Here is a 921-nt window from a genome sequence, read left to right on the forward strand (position 1 = left end):
GGCAGATTCACGCTGAAGTGCGACGGGGTTGAACATCCTGTTATCCTGTTCGCTCGATAACCGCCAGCCTTTCGCTAAAAACCTCTTCCGGTGTCAGCCAGCCCAAGCACTTGCGGGGTGTGGCGTTCATCTGCGCGGCGATAGCCGACAGTCCGGTCGAGGATCGATCCTCGACCGGACTGTCGAGCGGCAAACGGCGGCGGACCCGCCCGTTGGCATTCTCGATGCCGCCTTTCTGCCAGGGGCTATGCGGGTCGCAGAACCAACTGGGCATCGGTAACGACCGCCAGGCGCCGACAAACTCGGTGCCTCGGTCAAAGGTGATGCTGCGCCGGGCCGGGTCGGGTAGGGGGGCCAAAGCATTGGTGATACGGGACATCACCCCGGCGGAGCGCCGATCGTCATTGCCCAGCAACAGCAGATAGCGTGTCTGCCGTTCCTGCAGCGAGGTGACATTGGCCTTGCCATGCTTACGCGCAAAGATCACCAGATCGGCCTCCCAATGACCAAACTGGCTGCGGTCGGCGACCTCCGCCGGGCGCGCCTCAATCCAACGCTCTGCCGGAACCACGGGGCTACGCGGCTTGCGGCCCTTTTGACGGCGGCGGTGTCGGCGGGCAACGGCAAGCAGCGCATACAGCTTCGCCTCATGGCCCTCGGGGCTGTAAACATGCCGGTAGATGCTCTCGTGCGAAATCCGGCCCACCGGCTCCGGCTCGATCTTCAACCGCCCCGAAACCTGCTGGGGAGACCAGCCGGCCTGCAACCGCTCAACCACATGCGCCAGCAAGGCCGGGCAGCGCAACAGCTTGACCCGGCCCCGCCGCCGCCGGCGACAGGCCATAGCGTTGGCCGTCATGCAGTAGTAGCCCCGGTAGTCGTTCCCGAACCGGTCCCGGAAACTCGTGTGATAGAAATTCC

1 protein-coding gene is annotated in these 921 nt (G+C 64.5%); it reads right to left on the reverse strand.

From position 1 onward, the window contains the following. Positions 1 to 40 precede the first annotated feature (40 nt). On the reverse strand, positions 41 to 921 hold an 881-nt coding region (locus tag ACODTW_RS28250), incomplete at its 5' end, for an IS30 family transposase (RefSeq protein ID WP_488949551.1).

Source organism: Niveispirillum sp. FG148 (genome assembly GCF_057809655.1).